General features: G+C 51.9%; 16 protein-coding genes and 1 other RNA gene. 15 read left to right on the top strand and 2 right to left on the bottom strand.

Translation table 11 applies throughout. The features are described from left to right. Positions 1-248: 248 nt before the first annotated feature. The 14 genes from garP to FDX09_RS12760 all read left to right on the top strand — a co-directional run bounded on the left by garP (position 249) and on the right by FDX09_RS12760 (position 17,985). The gene (gene garP / locus FDX09_RS12830) at positions 249-1,583 is read left to right on the top strand and encodes a galactarate/glucarate/glycerate transporter GarP (protein ID WP_038634125.1); all 1,335 of its coding nucleotides are present in this window, start codon (positions 249-251) and stop codon (positions 1,581-1,583) included. 15 nt (positions 1,584-1,598) lie between these two features. Then, positions 1,599-2,369, top strand: coding sequence for a 2-dehydro-3-deoxyglucarate aldolase (garL, locus tag FDX09_RS12825; protein WP_038634122.1), 771 nt, complete (start codon positions 1,599-1,601; stop codon positions 2,367-2,369). A gap of 30 nt (positions 2,370-2,399) precedes the next feature. Further along, positions 2,400-3,290 carry a 2-hydroxy-3-oxopropionate reductase gene (gene garR / locus FDX09_RS12820; protein WP_038634119.1) on the top strand — a complete coding sequence of 297 codons (891 nt, stop codon included), beginning with the start codon at positions 2,400-2,402 and terminating at the stop codon, positions 3,288-3,290. A gap of 65 nt (positions 3,291-3,355) precedes the next feature. Then, the gene (gene garK / locus FDX09_RS12815) at positions 3,356-4,501 is read left to right on the top strand and encodes a glycerate 2-kinase (RefSeq protein ID WP_121529587.1); all 1,146 of its coding nucleotides are present in this window, start codon (positions 3,356-3,358) and stop codon (positions 4,499-4,501) included. Between the two features lie 32 nt (positions 4,502-4,533). Continuing rightward, positions 4,534-4,910: RNase P RNA component class A (gene rnpB, locus FDX09_RS12810), an RNA gene on the top strand. Positions 4,911-5,769: 859 nt separating this feature from the next. After that, the gene (tdcA, locus tag FDX09_RS12805; RefSeq protein WP_042311194.1) at positions 5,770-6,708 is read left to right on the top strand and encodes a transcriptional regulator TdcA; all 939 of its coding nucleotides are present in this window, start codon (positions 5,770-5,772) and stop codon (positions 6,706-6,708) included. A gap of 98 nt (positions 6,709-6,806) precedes the next feature. Beyond that, positions 6,807-7,796 (top strand): bifunctional threonine ammonia-lyase/L-serine ammonia-lyase TdcB, encoded by a 990-nt coding sequence (gene tdcB / locus FDX09_RS12800; protein WP_042311192.1) that lies wholly within the window; start codon positions 6,807-6,809, stop codon positions 7,794-7,796. Positions 7,797-7,818: 22 nt separating this feature from the next. Beyond that, the gene (gene tdcC, locus FDX09_RS12795) at positions 7,819-9,150 is read left to right on the top strand and encodes a threonine/serine transporter TdcC (RefSeq protein ID WP_006687934.1); all 1,332 of its coding nucleotides are present in this window, start codon (positions 7,819-7,821) and stop codon (positions 9,148-9,150) included. Positions 9,151-9,181: 31 nt separating this feature from the next. Further along, positions 9,182-10,390 carry a propionate kinase gene (gene tdcD / locus FDX09_RS12790; RefSeq protein ID WP_137347321.1) on the top strand — a complete coding sequence of 403 codons (1,209 nt, stop codon included), beginning with the start codon at positions 9,182-9,184 and terminating at the stop codon, positions 10,388-10,390. Between the two features lie 28 nt (positions 10,391-10,418). Continuing rightward, positions 10,419-12,713, top strand: coding sequence for a 2-ketobutyrate formate-lyase/pyruvate formate-lyase (gene tdcE, locus FDX09_RS12785; protein ID WP_085048674.1), 2,295 nt, complete (start codon positions 10,419-10,421; stop codon positions 12,711-12,713). A gap of 13 nt (positions 12,714-12,726) precedes the next feature. Further along, positions 12,727-13,122, top strand: coding sequence for an enamine/imine deaminase (locus FDX09_RS12780; protein WP_038634102.1), 396 nt, complete (start codon positions 12,727-12,729; stop codon positions 13,120-13,122). 87 nt (positions 13,123-13,209) lie between these two features. Beyond that, positions 13,210-14,574: an L-serine ammonia-lyase gene (tdcG, locus tag FDX09_RS12775; RefSeq protein ID WP_038634099.1), complete on the top strand. Its 1,365-nt coding sequence runs from the start codon at positions 13,210-13,212 to the stop codon at positions 14,572-14,574. A 744-nt stretch (positions 14,575-15,318) separates the two neighbouring features. Next, positions 15,319-16,650: an amino acid permease gene (locus tag FDX09_RS12765; protein ID WP_038634097.1), complete on the top strand. Its 1,332-nt coding sequence runs from the start codon at positions 15,319-15,321 to the stop codon at positions 16,648-16,650. A gap of 24 nt (positions 16,651-16,674) precedes the next feature. Continuing rightward, positions 16,675-17,985, top strand: coding sequence for a serine dehydratase subunit alpha family protein (locus tag FDX09_RS12760; RefSeq protein WP_137347320.1), 1,311 nt, complete (start codon positions 16,675-16,677; stop codon positions 17,983-17,985). Positions 17,986-18,038: 53 nt separating this feature from the next. Here FDX09_RS12760 and FDX09_RS23690 read toward each other — a convergent pair whose 3' ends face one another. Both FDX09_RS23690 and FDX09_RS12755 read right to left on the bottom strand, forming a co-directional pair. Beyond that, on the bottom strand, positions 18,039-18,188 hold the full coding sequence (locus tag FDX09_RS23690; protein ID WP_087856874.1) for a hypothetical protein: 150 nt from the start codon (positions 18,186-18,188) through the stop codon (positions 18,039-18,041). Positions 18,189-18,214: 26 nt separating this feature from the next. Continuing rightward, complete coding sequence (locus FDX09_RS12755) at positions 18,215-18,916, bottom strand: pirin family protein (RefSeq protein ID WP_085048676.1); 702 nt, start codon at positions 18,914-18,916, stop codon at positions 18,215-18,217. 104 nt (positions 18,917-19,020) lie between these two features. Here FDX09_RS12755 and yhaJ point away from each other — a divergent pair, with 104 nt between their 5' ends. Then, positions 19,021-19,917 carry a DNA-binding transcriptional regulator YhaJ gene (gene yhaJ, locus FDX09_RS12750; RefSeq protein WP_016154624.1) on the top strand — a complete coding sequence of 299 codons (897 nt, stop codon included), beginning with the start codon at positions 19,021-19,023 and terminating at the stop codon, positions 19,915-19,917. Positions 19,918-20,009 lie beyond the last annotated feature (92 nt).

Here is a 20,009-nt window from a genome sequence, read left to right as displayed (position 1 = left end):
CCAAGGGGACTAATCAGTAAATGTGTGCATTAGCGCCCATGCGTGTGTGCATATGCCCAAAATATTATTTTAACAACGCGTGATTAGTGAGCGTCTGCACAATGATTAACGTTGCTCTGCTGATTATACTAAATCACGGTTTCATGACGTCTGATAAATTATTATGTGTTTTTATTATCGGTAATTTATCACCAGGGATAGCTAACAAATAATAATAAAAACATTTTTATGTGCCCGAGGTAAATAGAATGATTCTGGATACAATTGTCGAGAAAAAGAAAGGTACACATACCCGCTATTTAATATTACTGATAATTTTTATTGTAACTGCCGTTAACTATGCGGACCGTGCGACGCTGTCAATTGCCGGCACGGAAGTGGCGAAAGAGTTGCACCTCAGCGCCATCTCCATGGGGTATATTTTTTCCGCCTTCGGTTGGGCTTACCTGCTGATGCAAATCCCCGGCGGCTGGCTGCTCGATAAGTTCGGCTCGAAGAAAGTCTATACCTGGAGCCTGTTCTTCTGGTCGCTGTTTACCTTCCTGCAGGGCTTTGTGGACATGTTCCCGCTGGCCTGGGCAGGTATTTCAATGTTCATCATGCGCTTTATGTTGGGCTTCTCAGAAGCACCTTCCTTCCCGGCCAACGCCCGTATCGTGGCGGCCTGGTTCCCGACCAAAGAGCGCGGTACGGCATCCGCGATTTTTAACTCCGCACAGTATTTTTCCCTGGCGCTGTTTTCGCCGCTGCTCGGCTGGCTGACCTTCGCCTGGGGCTGGGAGCACGTCTTTACCGTGATGGGGGCGATTGGTTTTGTGCTCACCGGGCTATGGGTAAAGTTTATTCATAACCCAACCGATCACCCGCGTATGTCGCAAGAAGAACTGAAGTTTATCTCTGAAAACGGCGCGGTCGTGGATATGGACCATAAGAAGCCGGGCGATGTGAAGTCAGGTGGTCCTAAGCTGCATTATATCAAGCAGTTGCTGACCAACCGTATGATGCTTGGCGTGTTCTTCGGACAGTATTTTATTAACACAATTACCTGGTTTTTCCTTACCTGGTTCCCGATTTATCTGGTACAGGAAAAAGGTATGTCGATCCTCAAAGTTGGTCTGGTGGCGTCTATTCCGGCGCTATGTGGATTCATTGGCGGCGTGCTGGGTGGGGTGTTCTCTGATTATCTGATTAAACGTGGCTCCAGCATCACCCTGGCGCGTAAGCTGCCGATTGTGCTCGGCATGCTGCTCGCATCGACCATTATTCTGTGTAACTACACCGATAACACCGCTCTGGTAGTCGCGCTGATGGCGCTGGCGTTCTTCGGCAAAGGCTTCGGGGCGTTGGGCTGGCCGGTGATTTCCGATACCGCGCCGAAAGAGATTGTCGGCCTGTGTGGTGGCGTATTTAACGTATTTGGCAACGTGGCCTCCATTGTTACTCCGTTGGTGATTGGGTATCTGGTGAGCGAGTTGCACTCATTTAATGCCGCGCTGATGTTTGTAGGGTGCTCAGCGCTGATGGCAATGGTTTGCTACCTGTTTATTGTCGGTGACATTAAACGTATGGAATTGCAGAAATAAACAAAGGTATAGGCGATGAATAACACGATTTTCCCGAATAAGTTTAAAGCGGCCCTCGCGGCGCAGCAGATTCAGATTGGCTGCTGGTCTGCATTAGCCAGTCCAATCAGCACTGAAGTTTTAGGTCTGGCGGGTTTCGACTGGCTGGTGCTGGACGGCGAACATGCGCCGAACGATATCTCGACGTTTATCCCGCAATTGATGGCGCTTAAAGGTAGCGCCAGCGCGCCGGTGGTACGTGTGCCGACCAACGAGCCGGTGATCATTAAGCGTCTGCTGGATATCGGGTTTTACAACTTCCTGATCCCGTTTGTTGAGACCGAAGAAGAGGCGGTGAATGCGGTGGCGTCAACCCGCTATCCACCGGAAGGTATTCGCGGCGTGTCCGTATCCCACCGCGCCAATATGTTTGGCACCGTGCCGGACTATTTTGCGCAGTCGAATAAGAACATCACCATCATCGTGCAGATCGAAAGTCAGCAGGGCGTTGATAACGTTGATGCAATCGCGGCGACCGAAGGCGTTGACGGTATCTTCGTCGGCCCCAGCGATCTGGCTGCGGCGTTAGGCCACCTCGGCAATGCGTCCCATCCCGATGTGCAGAAAGCTATCCAGCACATTTTCGCCCGCGCGAAAGCCCACGGCAAACCCAGCGGCATTCTGGCCCCGGTAGAGGCGGATGCGCGGCGTTATCTGGAGTGGGGCGCGACGTTTGTTGCTGTCGGCAGCGACCTTGGCGTGTTCCGTTCAGCCACGCAGAAACTGGCTGATTCTTTTAAGAAATAACCACCATCGACAGTAGAGAGAGATAAAGACATGACAATGAAAGTTGGTTTTATTGGCCTCGGTATCATGGGTAAACCAATGAGTAAAAACCTCCTCAAGGCAGGTTACTCGCTGGTGGTTGCTGACCGTAACCCGGAATCCATTGCGGACGTGATTGCCGCAGGCGCAGAAACCGCCGCCACGGCGAAAGACATTGCCGAGCAGTGTGATGTGATCATCACCATGCTGCCGAACTCTCCGCACGTGAAAGAGGTGGCGCTGGGCGAAGGCGGCATCATTGAAGGGGCGAAACCGGGGACGGTACTGATCGATATGAGTTCCATCGCACCGTTAGCCAGCCGTGAAATCAGCGAGGCGCTGAAAGCGAAAGGTGTGGATATGCTGGATGCGCCGGTCAGCGGCGGCGAGCCAAAAGCGATTGACGGTACGTTGTCAGTGATGGTCGGCGGCGATAAAGCGATTTTCGACAAGTACTACGATCTGCTGAAAGCGATGGCGGGTTCCGTGGTGCATACCGGCGAGATTGGCGCAGGCAACGTGACCAAGCTGGCTAATCAGGTGATTGTGGCGCTGAACATTGCGGCGATGTCTGAAGCACTGACGCTGGCGACTAAAGCGGGCGTGAATCCGGATCTGGTGTATCAGGCCATTCGTGGCGGACTGGCGGGCAGCACCGTACTGGATGCGAAAGCGCCGATGGTGATGGACCGCAACTTCAAACCGGGTTTCCGCATTGACCTGCATATTAAAGATCTGGCGAATGCGCTGGACACCTCGCATGGCGTTGGCGCTCAGTTGCCGCTGACGGCTGCTGTCATGGAGATGATGCAGGCGCTACGCGCAGATGGGTTGGGCACCGCCGATCATAGCGCGCTCGCCTGCTACTACGAAAAACTGGCGAAAGTGGAAGTCACTCGCTAACAAGAAGGGCGCGGATGCGCGCCCTGTATTTCTTGCCTTGCGCGGCACTTTCAGGCTACATAACTATGAAAATCGTAATTGCCCCAGACTCTTATAAAGAAAGCCTTTCTGCCACCGAGGTGGCTCAGGCAATAGAAAAAGGATTTCGGGAAATTTTCCCCGATGCGCAATATGTGTCTGTTCCGGTTGCCGACGGCGGCGAAGGAACAGTCGAAGCCATGATTGCCGCCACGCAAGGGAGTGAACATTCCGCGTGGGTGACGGGGCCGCTGGGCGAAAAAGTGAATGCCTGCTGGGGCATGTCCGGGGACGGTAAAACCGCGTTTATCGAAATGGCGGCAGCCAGTGGTCTGGCGCTGGTTCCTCCTGAAAAGCGCAATCCGTTAGTCACTACGTCGCGTGGTACCGGAGAGTTGATTTTGCAGGCGCTGAACAGCGGCGCACAAAGCATTATTATCGGCATTGGCGGTAGCGCGACCAACGACGGCGGCGCAGGTATGGCGCAGGCGCTGGGGGCGAAACTCTGTGATGCCAACGGAACTGAAATTGGCTACGGCGGTGGTAGCCTGATGAGTCTGAACGCTATCGATATCTCGGGCCTGGATCCTCGCTTAAAAACCTGTTCAATTCGCGTAGCCTGTGATGTGACCAATCCACTCACCGGCGACACTGGCGCTTCACGTATCTTTGGCCCGCAGAAAGGGGCCACGGAAGAACGTATTCTCGAACTGGACCGTAATCTGTCTCACTATGCTGACATCATTAAAAAATCGCTACGGGTCGACGTGAAGGACGTTCCCGGCGCCGGTGCGGCTGGTGGGATGGGCGCAGCGTTAATGGCTTTTTTAGGCGCGGATCTGCGCAGTGGGATAGAGATTGTGACTCAGGCGCTTAATCTGGAAGAACATATTCACGATTGCACGCTGGTAGTGACTGGCGAGGGGCGGATCGACAGCCAGAGTATTCACGGCAAAGTGCCGGTAGGTGTGGCGAATGTCGCGAAGAAGTACCACAAGCCAGTGATTGGTATTGGCGGCAGCCTGACGCATGATGTGGCGGTGGTGCATCAATATGGTATCGACGCGGTGTTTAGCGTATTGACCAGTATCAGCACACTGGAAGAGGCGTTCCGTGGGGCATTTGATAATATTTATCGTGCTTCAAGGAACATTGCCGCCACGCTGGCGATAGGAATGCGCAGTGCGGGGTGACATTGCCCCGCAAACCCTCTATACTGCGCGCCGAAGCTGACCAGACAGTCGCCGCTTCGTCGTCGTCCTCTTCGGGGGAGACGGGCGGAGGGGAGGAAAGTCCGGGCTCCATAGGGCAGGGTGCCAGGTAACGCCTGGGGGGGAAACCCACGACCAGTGCAACAGAGAGCAAACCGCCGATGGCCCACGTAAGTGGGATCAGGTAAGGGTGAAAGGGTGCGGTAAGAGCGCACCGCGCGGCTGGTAACAGTCCGTGGCACGGTAAACTCCACCCGGAGCAAGGCCAAATAGGGGTTCACAAGGTACGGCCCGTACTGAACCCGGGTAGGCTGCTTGAGCCAGTGAGCGATTGCTGGCCTAGATGAATGACTGTCCACGACAGAACCCGGCTTATCGGTCAGCTTCACTCTTTATAAAACCCCGCTTCGGCGGGGTTTTTGCTTTCTGAGTAGATTGTCATGCCTGATGGCGCTGCGCTTATCAGGCCTACTGGGTGTATGGAACGGGTTTTGTAGGCAGGATAAGGTGGTTACGCCGCCATCCGGCAAATGTTTTCCTGATAGCGTTGCGATTGGTTTACCACGAATCTGGCGTTTATTTCCCATTCATCTAATCTTTATTTCGTTCTTATTAATATTCCTGACTTCTTTTATAAGAGGAAATGTCTCTCGGGATAATTCTTGTTTTGTGATGTGCAACACAAAACGCTACGCGATACGTTTTTACCGAGAATAATCACGCGCAATCGATCGCCATCACAAAATTAGTTGCTGACAAAATGCGCAAAACCAGTGTTAATGTAATGTTGCTAATGGTGATCATTTGTTTTAATTGGTTTAAATATTGATAAATGCAATGTTTCTTTACAAACAAACAAGGCAAAAAAATGTGATGCATGGCGTTATTTAAACACCATAAACGATAAAATATAATTATATTTGATAAATTACTTATTAAATTTAAGCGCCATTTTTACCGATAATTACTCTGTAATTGATTGAAATATAGCCTTTCGTGGTTCGAAGAAATAACAACAAAAATGATGTCGTTATAGCCATAAAAAATCGTTATCCCCCCATCTTTTTTTGATTAAAGTCAGGGTTAAGTGAGATCGATATTTTCTATCTATATGATTAATAAGAAATTATCAATTTAATAATAATCTTACAAAATGTAAGGGAAGGGGATTTGTGAGTGGTCGCACATATCCTCGTTTGCTTAATTTGGTAAACTTCCTGCCGTCAACAAAGTTATTAGAGCAGGACGATATGAATACTATTTCCCTCCCTAAAACACAGCACTTAGTGGTCTTTCAGGAAGTCATTAGAAGTGGTTCTATCGGTTCTGCTGCAAAAGAATTAGGTTTAACTCAACCGGCGGTCAGCAAAATCATTAATGATGTTGAGGCTTATTTTGGTATTGAGTTAGTGGTGCGTAAAAATACCGGCGTTACCTTGACTCAGGCAGGTCAGGTGATGCTCTCATGGTCTGAATCCATTACTCGTGAAATGAAAAACATGGTTGATGAGATGAACAGCATGACGAGTAACGCAGTGGTTGATGTGTCGTTTGGCTTTCCTTCACTGATCGCCTTCACCATCATGTCCGGCATGATTAAAAAATTTAAAGAGGTGTTTCCGAAGGCGCAGGTTTCCATGTACGAAGCGCAGCTCTCCTCGTTCTTACCCGCGCTTCGTGACGGGCGCCTCGACTTCGCTATCGGTACGCTGAGTGATGAGATGAAACTACAGGATCTCCATGTTGAGCCGCTCTTTGAGTCAGACTTTATACTGGTCGCCAGCAAGTCCCGAACATGCACCGGCATCACCTCGCTGAGCGCGTTGAAAAACGAACAGTGGGTGTTGCCACAAACGAATATGGGATACTACCGCGAACTTCTAACTACGTTACAAAATAATGGCATCAGCAGTGAAAACATCGTTAATACTGACTCCGTCGTCACCATTTATAATCTTGTTCTCAATGCTGATTTCTTAACTGTAATTCCCTGTGACATGACCACACCGTTTGGCTCAAACCAGTTTATTACTATCCCGGTACAAGAGACGTTACCCGTCGCGCGTTATGCCGCCGTGTGGTCGAAAAATTATCGAATTAAAAAAGCAGCATCTATTTTGGTGGAATTAGCCAAGGAATATTCATCATATAATTGTCGAAGACGAAGGCAATTAATTGAAGTTGATTAAAGATTGAATTTGTTTTAACACGGACTCAACGCCATCTGTCTATATCTGACAATGGTTACGGCTATCTATTTACTTTAATACCCAGGTAAGAGGTTCTAATGCACATTACATACGATCTCCCAGTTGCAATTGAAGATATCCTCGAAGCGAAAAAAAGACTGGCGGGGAAAATATATAAAACGGGAATGCCTCGCTCTAACTATTTTAGTGAACGTTGCAAAGGGGAAATTTTCCTCAAGTTTGAAAACATGCAGCGTACCGGTTCATTTAAAATCCGTGGCGCTTTTAACAAGCTCAGTTCATTAACCGAAGCTGAAAGATGTAAAGGCGTGGTGGCTTGCTCTGCAGGGAACCATGCGCAAGGGGTTTCTCTCTCCTGCGCCATGCTCGGAATTGACGGCAAAGTGGTGATGCCGAAAGGCGCGCCGAAGTCTAAAGTGGCGGCGACCTGCGATTATTCCGCAGAAGTTGTGCTGCACGGCGACAACTTCAACGACACCATCGCGAAGGTTAGCGAGATTGTGGAAACGGAAGGCCGTATCTTTATTCCGCCATATGATGACCCGAAAGTCATTGCCGGTCAGGGCACTATTGGTCTGGAAATTCTCGAAGATCTGTACGATGTCGATAACGTGATTGTGCCAATTGGCGGCGGCGGACTGATTGCAGGTATTGCAGTGGCAATTAAATCGATTAACCCGACCATTAAAATTATTGGCGTACAGTCTGAAAACGTTCACGGCATGGCGGCTTCTTTCCGCGCTGGAGAAATAACCACGCACCGAACGACCGGCACCCTGGCGGATGGTTGTGACGTCTCCCGCCCGGGTACTTTAACGTATGAAATCGTTCGTGAGTTGGTAGATGACATTGTCCTGGTCAGCGAAGATGAAATTCGCAACAGCATGGTGGCATTAATTCAGCGAAATAAAGTTGTGACTGAAGGTGCCGGTGCGCTGGCATGCGCAGCATTATTAAGCGGGAAATTAGATAGCTATATCCAGAACAGAAAAACAGTCAGCATTATTTCTGGCGGTAATATCGATCTTTCTCGTGTATCTCAAATTACTGGTTTAGTTGACGCTTAATATACTTCGTTGAGGATAGGATATGAGTACTACTGATAGCATTGTATCCAGCCAGACAAAGCAGTCGTCCTGGCGCAAATCGGACACCACCTGGACACTGGGTTTATTTGGTACAGCCATCGGCGCAGGGGTGCTGTTCTTCCCTATCCGCGCAGGTTTTGGCGGACTGATCCCCATTCTGATCATGCTGGTGTTAGCATACCCCATCGCTTTCTATTGCCACCGTGCGCTGGCACGCCTGTGTCTTTCCGGTTCTAACCCTTCCGGTAACATCACAGAAACGGTTGAAGAGCACTTTGGTAAAACGGGCGGCGTGGTAATCACGTTCCTCTACTTCTTTGCGATTTGTCCGCTGCTGTGGATTTATGGCGTCACCATTACCAACACCTTTATGACCTTCTGGGAAAACCAGCTGCAGATGCCCGCGCTAAACCGTGGCTTCGTGGCGCTGTTCCTGTTGCTGCTGATGGCATTCGTCATCTGGTTTGGTAAAGATCTGATGGTTAAAGTGATGAGCTACCTGGTATGGCCGTTCATTGCCAGCCTGGTGCTTATCTCTCTGTCACTGATTCCTTACTGGAACTCTGCGGTTATCGATCAGGTTGATATCAGCAATATCGCCCTGACTGGCCATGACGGCATCCTGGTTACCGTATGGCTGGGTATTTCCATCATGGTGTTCTCTTTCAACTTCTCGCCAATCGTTTCTTCCTTCGTCGTCTCTAAACGCGAAGAGTATGAGAAAGATTACGGTCGCGAATTCACCGAGCAGAAATGTTCTAAAATCATCTCCCGCGCCAGTATGCTGATGGTTGCGGTGGTAATGTTCTTCGCCTTTAGCTGCCTGTTCACGCTCTCTCCGGCAAACATGGCGGATGCGAAAGCGCAAAACATTCCAGTGCTGTCTTACCTGGCGAACCACTTCGCTTCACTGTCCGGTACGAAGTCTACCTTCGCCACGATTCTGGAATACGGTGCTTCAATCATCGCCCTGGTTGCTATCTTCAAATCTTTCTTCGGCCACTATCTGGGGACGCTGGAAGGTCTGAACGGTCTGGTGCTGAAGTTTGGTTACAAAGGCGATAAAACCAAAGTTTCCATGGGCAAGCTCAACACCATCAGCATGATCTTCATCATGGGTTCCACCTGGGTTGTGGCATACGCCAACCCGAACATCCTGGACCTGATTGAAGCAATGGGCGCGCCGATTATTGCCTCTCTGCTCTGCCTGCTGCCGATGTATGCCATCCGTAAAGCGCCATCACTGGCGAAATACCGTGGCCGTCTGGATAACGTGTTTGTTACCGTGATTGGTCTGCTGACCATCCTGAACATTGTCTACAAACTGTTTTAATCCTTAAGCTCAGGATGAGCGGAGTAGTGAAATGAATGAGTTTCCGGTAGTACTGGTTATTAACTGTGGTTCATCTTCCATTAAATTCTCAGTGCTCGATGCAGCAAACTGTGAAGTTTTAATGGCGGGAATTGCAGACGGTATTAACTCTGAAAATGCGTTCATAGCAATTAATGGAGGAGAGCCAGCTAAGCTGGCTCACCACAGCTACGAAGACGCATTAAAAGCGATTGCCGTTGAACTGGAAAAACGTAATTTAATGGACAGCGTGGCCTTAATTGGCCACCGCATTGCCCACGGCGGAAATATCTTTACCGAATCAGCAATTATTACTGAGGAAGTTATCGACAATATTCGCCGGGTATCGCCATTAGCACCGCTACATAATTATGCGAACCTGAGCGGGATTGAATCTGCTCAGCACCTTTTCCCAGGCGTGCAGCAGGTCGCGGTATTTGATACCAGCTTCCACCAGACGATGGCCCCAGAAGCCTATCTGTACGGTTTACCGTGGAAATATTTTGAGGAGTTAGGCGTTCGTCGTTACGGTTTCCACGGCACGTCGCATCGCTATGTTTCGCAACGGGCGCATGAACTTCTGGATCTGCAGAATGATGATTCTGGTCTGGTTGTGGCGCATCTGGGCAACGGCGCGTCTGTCTGTGCGGTACGTAACGGGCAGAGCGTTGATACCTCGATGGGCATGACGCCGCTGGAAGGGCTGATGATGGGCACACGCAGCGGCGACGTGGATTTCGGCGCGATGGCGTGGATTGCCGCTGAAACCAACCAGACGCTCGGCGACCTTGAGCGCGTAGTGAATAAAGAGTCCGGGTTGCTGGGTATTTCCGGTCTGTCCTCTGACTTACGTACGTTAGAAAAAGCCTGGCACGAAGGGCATGAGCGCGCGCAACTGGCGATTAAAACGTTTGTGCATCGTATTGCGCGTCATATCGCCGGACATGCCGCATCGCTGCATCGTCTTGATGGCATTATTTTCACCGGTGGAATCGGTGAGAACTCAGTATTAATTCGGCGTTTGGTTATCGAGCATCTGGCCGTTTTAGGTGTAAATATCGATAGCGAGATGAATAGTCTGCCAAATTCTCATGGCGAAAGAATTATCTCTAATAAGGATGCTCGTGTTATTTGTGCGGTTATTCCGACAAATGAAGAGAAAATGATTGCTCGTGATGCCATTGCGTTAGGCAAAATTAATATCCCAGTAGCATTTGCATAATTAATTTTCAGCAGAGAGATTATTTTTCATGAAGGTAAATATCGATACCAGCGATATGCTGTATGCCGAAGCCTGGAAAGGCTTTAAAGGTACGGACTGGAAAGAAGAAATTAATGTCCGTGATTTTATTCAGCACAACTACACGCCTTATGAAGGGGATGAATCTTTCCTCGCCGAAGCAACGCCAGCAACCACGGCGTTGTGGGAAAAAGTTATGGCGGGCATCCGTATTGAAAACTCGACCCATGCGCCGGTTGATTTCGATACCAATATTGCCACCACGATAACCGCGCATGACGCCGGTTATATTGAACAAGAACTGGAAAAAATCGTCGGTCTGCAAACGGATGCGCCGCTCAAGCGCGCCCTGCATCCGTTTGGCGGCATCAACATGATCAAAAGCTCTTTTGACGCTTATGGTCGTGAGATGGACGCTAATTTTGAATACCTGTTTACTGACCTGCGTAAGACCCACAACCAGGGGGTATTCGATGCTTATTCCCCGGATATGCTGCGTTGCCGTAAATCCGGCGTACTGACCGGTCTGCCGGACGGCTATGGTCGTGGCCGTATCATCGGTGATTACCGTCGCGTCGCGCTGTACGGTATCCGCTATCTGGTGCGTGAGCGTGAACTGCAGTTTGCCGATCTTCAGTCGAACCTGGAGTGGGGGCAGAATCTTGAAGCCACGATTCGTCTGCGTGAAGAGCTGTCTGAACACCGTCGCGCTCTGCTGCAAATGCAGGAAATGGCGGCGAAGTATGGCTGCGATATCTCCCGTCCGGCGCGAAATGCGCAGGAAGCGGTACAGTGGGTGTACTTTGCTTATCTGGCTGCGGTGAAATCGCAGAACGGCGGCGCCATGTCGCTGGGCCGTACCGCATCGTTCCTCGACATCTACATTGAGCGCGACTTCAAAGCGGGAATTTTAAACGAACAGCAGGCGCAGGAGCTGATCGATCACTTCATTATGAAGATCCGTATGGTGCGCTTCCTGCGTACGCCGGAATTCGACACCCTGTTCTCAGGCGACCCTATCTGGGCAACCGAAGTTATCGGCGGTATGGGGCTGGATGGCCGTACGCTGGTGACCAAAAACTCGTTCCGCTACCTGCATACGCTGCACACCATGGGGCCGGCGCCCGAGCCGAACCTGACGGTACTGTGGTCCGAGCAGCTACCGATTGCCTTCAAAAAATATGCCGCTCAGGTGTCCATCATCACCTCGTCTTTACAGTACGAAAACGATGATCTGATGCGTACTGACTTTAACAGCGATGACTATGCCATTGCCTGCTGCGTAAGCCCGATGGTTATCGGCAAGCAAATGCAGTTCTTTGGCGCGCGCGCCAACCTCGCCAAAACGTTGCTGTACGCAATCAACGGCGGTGTGGATGAGAAGCTGAAAATCCAGGTCGGGCCGAAAACGGCGCCGCTAATGGATGAAGTGCTGGATTACGACACGGTGATGGAGAGCCTGGACCACTTTATGGACTGGCTGGCCGTGCAGTACATCAGCGCGCTGAACATCATCCACTACATGCACGACAAGTACAGCTACGAAGCTTCGCTGATGGCGCTGCACGATCGTGATGTTTATCGCACGATGGCCTGTGGTATGGCGGGGCTGTCCGTAGCGGCGGATTCACTGTCGGCTATTAAATACGCCCGCGTGAAACCGATTCGTGATGAAAACGGTCTGGCGGTTGATTTTGAAATCGAAGGCGACTACCCGCAATACGGCAACAACGACGAGCGCGTAGACAGTATTGCCTGCGACCTGGTCGAACGCTTTATGAAGAAAATTAAGGTGTTGCCGACCTACCGTAATGCGGTGCCGACGCAGTCCATTCTGACCATCACCTCCAACGTGGTGTACGGCCAGAAAACCGGTAACACGCCGGATGGACGTCGCGCAGGCACGCCGTTTGCGCCAGGGGCGAACCCGATGCACGGCCGCGATCGCAAAGGTGCGGTGGCGTCGTTAACCTCGGTCGCCAAACTGCCGTTTACCTATGCCAAAGACGGTATTTCGTACACCTTCTCCATTGTGCCGGCTGCGCTTGGCAAAGAGGATAGCGTGCGTAAAACCAACCTGGTCGGGCTGCTGGACGGTTACTTCCACCATGAAGCGCATGTGGAAGGTGGGCAGCATCTGAACGTTAACGTTATGAACCGTGAAATGTTAATGGATGCCATTGAGCATCCGGAAAACTATCCGAACCTGACGATCCGCGTGTCTGGTTATGCGGTGCGCTTCAATGCGTTGACCCGCGAACAGCAGCAGGACGTTATTTCACGTACTTTCACCCAGGCGCTCTGACGCCGGAGGGGATATGAGAAAAGTTATTGCAACCGAATGTGCGCCAGGGGCGATTGGACCTTACGTACAGGGTGTGGATCTGGGCAGTATGGTGTTGACCTCAGGTCAGATTCCGGTGTGTCCACAGACCGGTGAAGTGGCAGAACACGTGGCCGATCAGGCGCGTCAAAGCCTGGAAAACGTGAAAGCGATCGTCGAGTCCGCCGGTTTGAAGGTGAGCGATATCGTCAAGACCACCGTTTTCGTTTCTGACCTGAACGACTTCGCCACCATTAACCAGGTGTACCAGCAGTTTTTTGATGAGCACAAGGCAATCTACCCTACGCGCAGCTGCGTACAGGTCGCCCGCTTACCAAAGGATGTGAAGCTGGAGATTGAAGCCATCGCCGTGCGTGGCGATACGCTGTAATCCCTTGCGGGGCGATCGCAGGATCGCCCCGATCCTTAATGAGTGTGAAACCTGGTCTTCACTGAACGGCAATCCGAGGGTGTGGATATGATTAGCGCATTCGATATTTTCAAGATTGGCATTGGACCTTCCAGCTCCCATACCGTGGGGCCAATGAACGCAGGTAAAAGCTTTATCGATCTGTTGGTCAGCAGCGGGGAACTCTTCAGGACCACGCATATCGTGGTTGATCTTTATGGATCGCTCTCTCTGACCGGCAAAGGTCATGCGACAGACGTCGCCATCATGATGGGACTGGCCGGTAACAGTCCGCAAAACGTTAATATAGATTCAATCGCTGGTTTTACTCAGGAAGTGGCCCGTACCGGACGTTTGCCGGTTGCTGAGGGCACGCATATTGTCGATTTCTCGCCAGACGAAAATATTCTCTTTCATAGCGAAACGCTGCCGCGCCATGAAAATGGTATGCGTATTACCGCATGGCACGGCAACGAGACACTGCTAAGTAAAACCTATTACTCCATCGGCGGTGGTTTTATCGTTGAAGAGGAGCAATTTGGTCAGGCGCATGACATTGAAACACCCGTGCCCTACAACTTTCATTCCGCCAGCGAACTGCTGAAGCTGTGCGAGCGCAACGGGTTATCTGTTTCTGGCCTGATGATGCAAAACGAACTGGCGATGCGCAGCAAAGAAGAAATCGATGCTGGTTTTGCCGCCATCTGGGACGTCATGCACGCCGGGATTGAGCGCGGCATGAACACCGAAGGCGTCCTGCCGGGCCCGCTTAACGTCCCGCGTCGCGCCGTGGCGCTGCGGCGACTGCTGGTTTCCAGCGACAACCTGTCCAGCGACCCGATGAACGTTATCGACTGGATCAACATGTTCGCTCTGGCCGTGAGCGAAGAAAATGCCGCCGGGTGTCGGGTTGTTACCGCGCCAACCAACGGCGCTTGCGGAATTATTCCCGCCGTACTGGCCTATTACGATAAATTCCGCCGCCCGGTGAATGCGAACTCGATTGCCCGATATTTGCTGGCGGCTGGGGCGATAGGCGCGCTGTATAAGATGAATGCCTCTATTTCTGGTGCCGAAGTGGGCTGTCAGGGAGAGATTGGCGTAGCCTGTTCCATGGCGGCAGCCGGGCTGACAGAGTTGCTTGGCGGTAGCCCTGCGCAGGTATGCATTGCGGCGGAAATCGCCATGGAGCATAACCTGGGGCTGACCTGCGACCCGGTTGCCGGACAGGTGCAAATACCGTGCATCGAACGCAACGCGATCAACGCGGTAAAAGCCGTTAACGCCGCGCGTATGGCGTTACGTCGGACGTCTGAGCCACGCGTTTCGCTCGATAAGGTGATCGAGACCATGTACGAAACGGGCAAAGATATGAATGACAAGTACCGTGAAACTTCGCGCGGTGGCCTGGCGATTAAAGTGGTTTGTACCTGAGATGAAAGGGTGCGTTGGTAGGCCGGATCAGGCGTAAGCGCCGCCATCCGGCAGTGAATCCATCAATTTGGCATGATAGAAAAGGTGCACTTTAGTGTAATTTCGCTCAGTTAAGCATGTATGGAGAACATGTGATTCTTACTCAGGGTTCCGTTCACCTCAGCGCTGTCATTTTTCTGAAACGCAGTTACCCGTGAACGTGCAAGGGAGGCTCACCGCCGCCTCCCTTGCATCCCAGGCTCCCGGCGGGAAAATCGTCGCTGCGCGAGCTATTCGTCTTATTCCGTCTGCCTGTCGGGTCGGGGCCGAGCCTGCATCCCTGCAGGCCGTCCCCTCTGCCCGCATCCCTGCGGGCAGTCCCGGTCAGCCGTCAACGCCTCATCGATTTTCAGCCGGACCGGGGTCATCGCTTCAACGCTCTGACTTCCAGTTAAATCTGTTTTGCTGTTTTAACAAAAAACGCAGAAGGTGAGGTGTTAACTGATCAGCATTAGCACTTTAGCGCGCATTTTTTGTTGTGATCTGCTTCAAATACAGAAATTTAATACATTTAATGGTATTAAAAGAGAAATTATTTCTTAACTTTTAGAAATTACAGGGGTTTGTTTGTGAAGTTTTTCTCTGATCCTACGCGTATCATTTATTCATTACTCCAATAGCTCACCTGCATCTTAAGTACTGCGTATCGCATTAAGCAGTACGAAAAAAATAAAAAACCTCTACCTACACATTGAGCGGGAAATTATGGAAACGGCAACGAATAGCAGCGTAATACTCGACGCATCTGCTCCGGCGCGTCGGGCGGGAATGACCGAAAGCGAATGGCGCGAAGCCATTAAATTCGACAGCACGGACACCGGCTGGGTCATTATGAGTATCGGTATGGCAATCGGCGCGGGAATTGTTTTTCTTCCCGTCCAGGTAGGGCTGATGGGGCTGTGGGTATTCTTACTCTCCTCCATTATTGGCTACCCTGCCATGTATCTGTTCCAGCGTCTGTTTATCAATACACTGGCTGAATCTCCGGAATGTAAAGACTACCCGAGCGTGATCAGCGGCTACCTGGGTAAAAACTGGGGCATCCTGTTGGGGGCATTGTATTTTGTGATGCTGGTCATCTGGATGTTCGTCTATTCCACCGCCATCACTAACGACAGCGCCTCCTATCTGCACACGTTTGGCGTGACTGAAGGCTTACTGTCCGACAGCCCGTTCTATGGCCTGGTGCTGATTTGTATCCTGGTGGCCATCTCGTCGCGCGGGGAAAAACTGCTGTTTAAAATCTCTACCGGTATGGTACTGACCAAGCTGCTGGTGGTAGCGGCGCTTGGCGTGTCGATGGTAGGGATGTGGCATTTATATAACGTAGGTTCGCTGCCGCCGATGGCGCTGCTGATCAAAAACGCGATTATCACGCTGCCGTTTACGCTGACCTCGATTCTGTTTATTCAGACCCTTAGCCCAATGGTTATCTCATATCGTTCTCGCGAAAAATCCATTGAGGTGGCGCGTCATAAAGCGCTGCGCGCTATGAACATCGCGTTTGGTATTCTGTTCGTTACGGTCTTTTTCTACGCTGTTTCCTTCACACTGGCGATGGGTCATGACGAAGCGGTTAAAGCCTATGAGCAGAACATTTCCGCACTGGCGATTGCCGCGCAGTTTATTAGCGGCGATGGCGCTGGCTGGGTGAAAATCGTCAGCGTTATCCTGAACATCTTTGCCGTAATGACCGCCTTCTTCGGCGTCTATTTAGGCTTCCGTGAAGCCACTCAGGGGATCGTGATGAACGTGCTGCGCCGTAAAATGCCAGCCGAGAAAATCAATGAAACCCTGGTGCAGCGCGGCATTATGGTTTTCGCCATCTTACTGGCCTGGAGCGCAATTGTGCTCAATGCGCCGGTACTGAGCTTCACCTCTATTTGTAGCCCAATCTTCGGCATGGTGGGTTGTCTGATCCCGGCGTGGCTGGTCTACAAAGTTCCAGCACTGCACAAATACAAAGGCGCTTCCCTGTATCTGATTATTATCACGGGCCTGCTGCTGTGCGTTTCTCCGTTCCTGGCATTTTCCTGAGTTATCTGAGCAAAGGTTGTTGTTATGTTTGAGACTACATTGAATCCATTATGGGATAGTTTTATTCGCGCAGTGCAGGAAGAAGTGAAGCCCGCGCTGGGCTGCACGGAACCTATCTCTCTGGCTCTGGCGGCGGCCGTCGCCTCCTCTGAGCTGGAAGGCGCGGTTGAACGCATTGATGCGTGGGTCTCGCCAAACCTGATGAAAAATGGCCTGGGAGTGACCGTTCCGGGGACTGGCATGGTGGGGTTACCGATTGCCGCCGCGCTGGGCGCGATCGGCGGTAATGCCAAAGCTGGGCTGGAAGTGCTGAAAGACGCTTCGGCTGAGGCGGTGGCGCAGGCCAAAGCGATGCTGAGTGCCGGGAAGGTTACGGTGATGCTGCAGGAGCCTTGCGAAGATATTCTCTTTTCCCGCGCGAAAGTGTACAGCGCTGAAGGATGGGCGTGCGTGACCATTGTTGGCGGCCATACCAACGTTGTGCGCATTGAAACCAACAAAGGCGTGGTGTTCGCCACAGAAGAGAGCACTCAGGAAGAGGAGCAGGAATCACCGCTGGCGGTACTGTCTCACACCTCGCTGGAAGAGATTCTGGCGTTTGTGAATGCGGTGCCGTTTTCGTCAATCCGCTTTATTCTCGATGCGGCAAAACTGAACGGGGCGCTGTCTCAGGAAGGGCTGCGCGGCAACTGGGGCCTGCACATCGGGACTACGCTTGAGAAGCAGTGCGCGCGTGGCCTGCTGGCAAACGATCTGTCTACCGCTATTCTGATCCGTACCAGTGCGGCATCGGATGCGCGAATGGGCGGGGCGACGCTACCGGCGATGAGCAATTCCGGCTCCGGTAATCAAGGTATTACCGCCACCGTTCCGGTGATGGTGGTTGCTGAGCATTTTGGCGCGGATGAGGAAAAACTGGCGCGTGCGCTGATGCTGTCTCACCTGAGCGCAATCTACATCCATCATCAGCTTCCACGTTTGTCCGCACTGTGCGCGGCAACCACGGCGGCGATGGGCGCTGCGGCGGGTATGGCATGGATTGTCGATGGGCGCTACAACACCATCGCGATGGCGATCAGCAGCATGATTGGCGACGTGAGCGGAATGATTTGCGATGGCGCCTCAAACAGCTGCGCGATGAAAGTTTCAACCAGCGCATCTGCGGCGTGGAAAGCGGTGCTGATGGCACTGGACGATACTGCCGTAACGGGTAACGAAGGGATTGTGGCGCATAACGTGGAGCAATCTATCACTAACCTGTGCGCGCTGGCGTGTCGTTCAATGCAGGAAACCGACAAGCAGATCATTGAGATCATGGCCAGTAAAGCGCATTAATTTATAGGCCGGGTAAGGTGCAGCCGCCACCCGGCATCACTCTTAGCCGCCTTTCAGGCGGCTTCTTCATCTTCGAGCCGTAGCTCGGCATCGGCCACAATCGCTTCCAGTTCTGTCAGCATTTCTTCATAACCGAAAGTCGCCGTATTCTGTTTTTGCGGCTCAGCCTGCGGCTGGCGTTTTTTTGTTTTTTTCTTGCTCAATAGCCGTACTCCATTGTTTTCCATGACTATACGGGCAAATCTATCAGCAAAGCACGCAGCGGGGTATCGGCGACTAACGTTATGTTAGTCTCGTCACGAATAAATGCGCCATCGCCGCAGGTGAGGGCTTCTTTTTCGGCGCCAGCCGTCACCGCATGGAATCTGCCGTGGATCGACTGCAGATAAGCGCGAGGCCCATGTAACTGAAAACTGAGCGATTCGCCTTGTTGCAGCTCAACATGATGCACCCAAACCTGTTGGCGCAGATGCAGGCTGCCTTGCTCACCGTCCGGCGAGGCCAGCAGCTGATGCTTACCGGCACTCAGCGTGGCTTTCTGCACGCAGGTATTTTCGCGCTGCGGGCAGGCATCCAGCCAGAGCTGCATTCTGGTTAACGGCTTATCTTTACTGATATTGTGTTCGCTATAGCTGATTCCGGGTTGTGTCGCGAGCAATAGCACTTCGCCTGCTTTGGCCTGGATATGGTTGCCTTCACTGTCGCGGTACTCAGCTTCCCCTTCGAGGATCAGGTTGACGATATCCACTTTCGGATAGGTACGTGGCTGGAAAGAGGCCCCCGGTGCCAGAACTTCCTGGTTCAGAACACGCAGCGAGGCATAACCCAGCAGTTTAGGATCAAAATAGTGTCCAAAGGAGAAGGTATAACGGGCCTGCAGCCAGCCGTAGTCTGCCTGTCCGCATTGTTTGGCTGTACGGGTAGTAATCATAGTTCTTGACCTCTCTTTACTTCCTTTTATGTTAAATGGCTAGACGCTGCATTGTTAGCCAGATATTCTGCCCGGTATGTTCAAATTTCCTGAATGAGAACGAGATGGCCAAAGAAAGGGCTTTAACGCTTGAAGCGTTACGCGTCATGGACGCAATAGACAGACGCGGTAGCTTTGCCGCCGCGGCAGATGAACTGGGGCGGGTTCCGTCAGCCCTCAGCTATACCATGCAGAAGCTGGAGGAAGAGCTGGACGTCGTGTTGTTTGATCGTTCAGGTCACCGCACAAAATTCACCAACGTCGGGCGTATGCTGTTGGAGCGTGGACGCGTCCTGCTGGAAGCTGCGGATAAGCTGACTACCGATGCCGAAGCGCTGGCGCGTGGGTGGGAAACGCATCTGACTATCGTGACCGAAGCGTTGGTGCCGACGGCGGCGTTTTTCCCGCTGATCGACAGGCTTGCCGGGAAGGCCAATACCCAGCTTTCCGTTATCACCGAAGTTCTGGCCGGGGCGTGGGAGCGTCTGGAGCAAGGGCGAGCGGATATTGTGATTGCGCCGGATATGCATTTTCGCTCATCTTCAGAAATCAACTCGCGCAAGCTGTACTCGCTGATGAATGTGTATGTGGCGGCACCGGATCATCCTATCCATCAGGAGCCGGAACCGTTATCAGAAGTCACCCGCGTGAAATACCGTGGTATCGCGGTGGCGGATACCGCGCGTGAACGTCCGGTGTTGACCGTACAACTGCTGGATAAACAACCTCGTCTGACGGTGAGTTCGATAGAAGATAAACGTCAGGCGCTGTTAGCCGGACTGGGCGTGGCGACGATGCCGTACCCGCTGGTGGAAGAGGATATTGCGGCTGGTCGGTTGCGGGTAGTAAGCCCAGAGTCGACAAGTGAAATTGATATCATTATGGCTTGGCGGCGAGACAGTATGGGCGAGGCGAAATCCTGGTGTCTGCGGGAAATCCCGAAACTGTTTGCGGGAAAATAGCCGGACTATTACGCCGGATACGGTGCAATTGCACCTTATCCGGCCTGGAGGACGGAGTATGTTGCAGGCCTGATAAGCGCAGCGCCATCAGG

The organism is Citrobacter sp. wls717 (assembly GCF_005280955.1).
GTDB lineage: Bacteria > Pseudomonadota > Gammaproteobacteria > Enterobacterales > Enterobacteriaceae > Citrobacter > Citrobacter werkmanii.
This window is presented reverse-complemented; position numbering and strand designations above follow the sequence as displayed.

Bases quoted from the DNA above. Each gene is read 5' to 3' on its own strand.
- tdcC (WP_006687934.1), top strand. From the start codon at position 7,819: ATGAGTACTACTGATAGCATTGTATCCAGCCAGACAAAGCAGTCGTCC.
- tdcB (WP_042311192.1), top strand. From the start codon at position 6,807: ATGCACATTACATACGATCTCCCAGTTGCAATTGAAGATATCCTCGAA.
- garP (WP_038634125.1), top strand. From the start codon at position 249: ATGATTCTGGATACAATTGTCGAGAAAAAGAAAGGTACACATACCCGC.
- tdcA (WP_042311194.1), top strand. From the start codon at position 5,770: ATGAATACTATTTCCCTCCCTAAAACACAGCACTTAGTGGTCTTTCAG.
- garK (WP_121529587.1), top strand. From the start codon at position 3,356: ATGAAAATCGTAATTGCCCCAGACTCTTATAAAGAAAGCCTTTCTGCC.
- garR (WP_038634119.1), top strand. From the start codon at position 2,400: ATGACAATGAAAGTTGGTTTTATTGGCCTCGGTATCATGGGTAAACCA.
- yhaJ (WP_016154624.1), top strand. From the start codon at position 19,021: ATGGCCAAAGAAAGGGCTTTAACGCTTGAAGCGTTACGCGTCATGGAC.
- FDX09_RS12780 (WP_038634102.1), top strand. From the start codon at position 12,727: ATGAGAAAAGTTATTGCAACCGAATGTGCGCCAGGGGCGATTGGACCT.
- FDX09_RS12760 (WP_137347320.1), top strand. From the start codon at position 16,675: ATGTTTGAGACTACATTGAATCCATTATGGGATAGTTTTATTCGCGCA.
- garL (WP_038634122.1), top strand. From the start codon at position 1,599: ATGAATAACACGATTTTCCCGAATAAGTTTAAAGCGGCCCTCGCGGCG.
- FDX09_RS12755 (WP_085048676.1), bottom strand. From the start codon at position 18,916: ATGATTACTACCCGTACAGCCAAACAATGCGGACAGGCAGACTACGGC.
- tdcE (WP_085048674.1), top strand. From the start codon at position 10,419: ATGAAGGTAAATATCGATACCAGCGATATGCTGTATGCCGAAGCCTGG.
- FDX09_RS12765 (WP_038634097.1), top strand. From the start codon at position 15,319: ATGGAAACGGCAACGAATAGCAGCGTAATACTCGACGCATCTGCTCCG.
- tdcG (WP_038634099.1), top strand. From the start codon at position 13,210: ATGATTAGCGCATTCGATATTTTCAAGATTGGCATTGGACCTTCCAGC.
- tdcD (WP_137347321.1), top strand. From the start codon at position 9,182: ATGAATGAGTTTCCGGTAGTACTGGTTATTAACTGTGGTTCATCTTCC.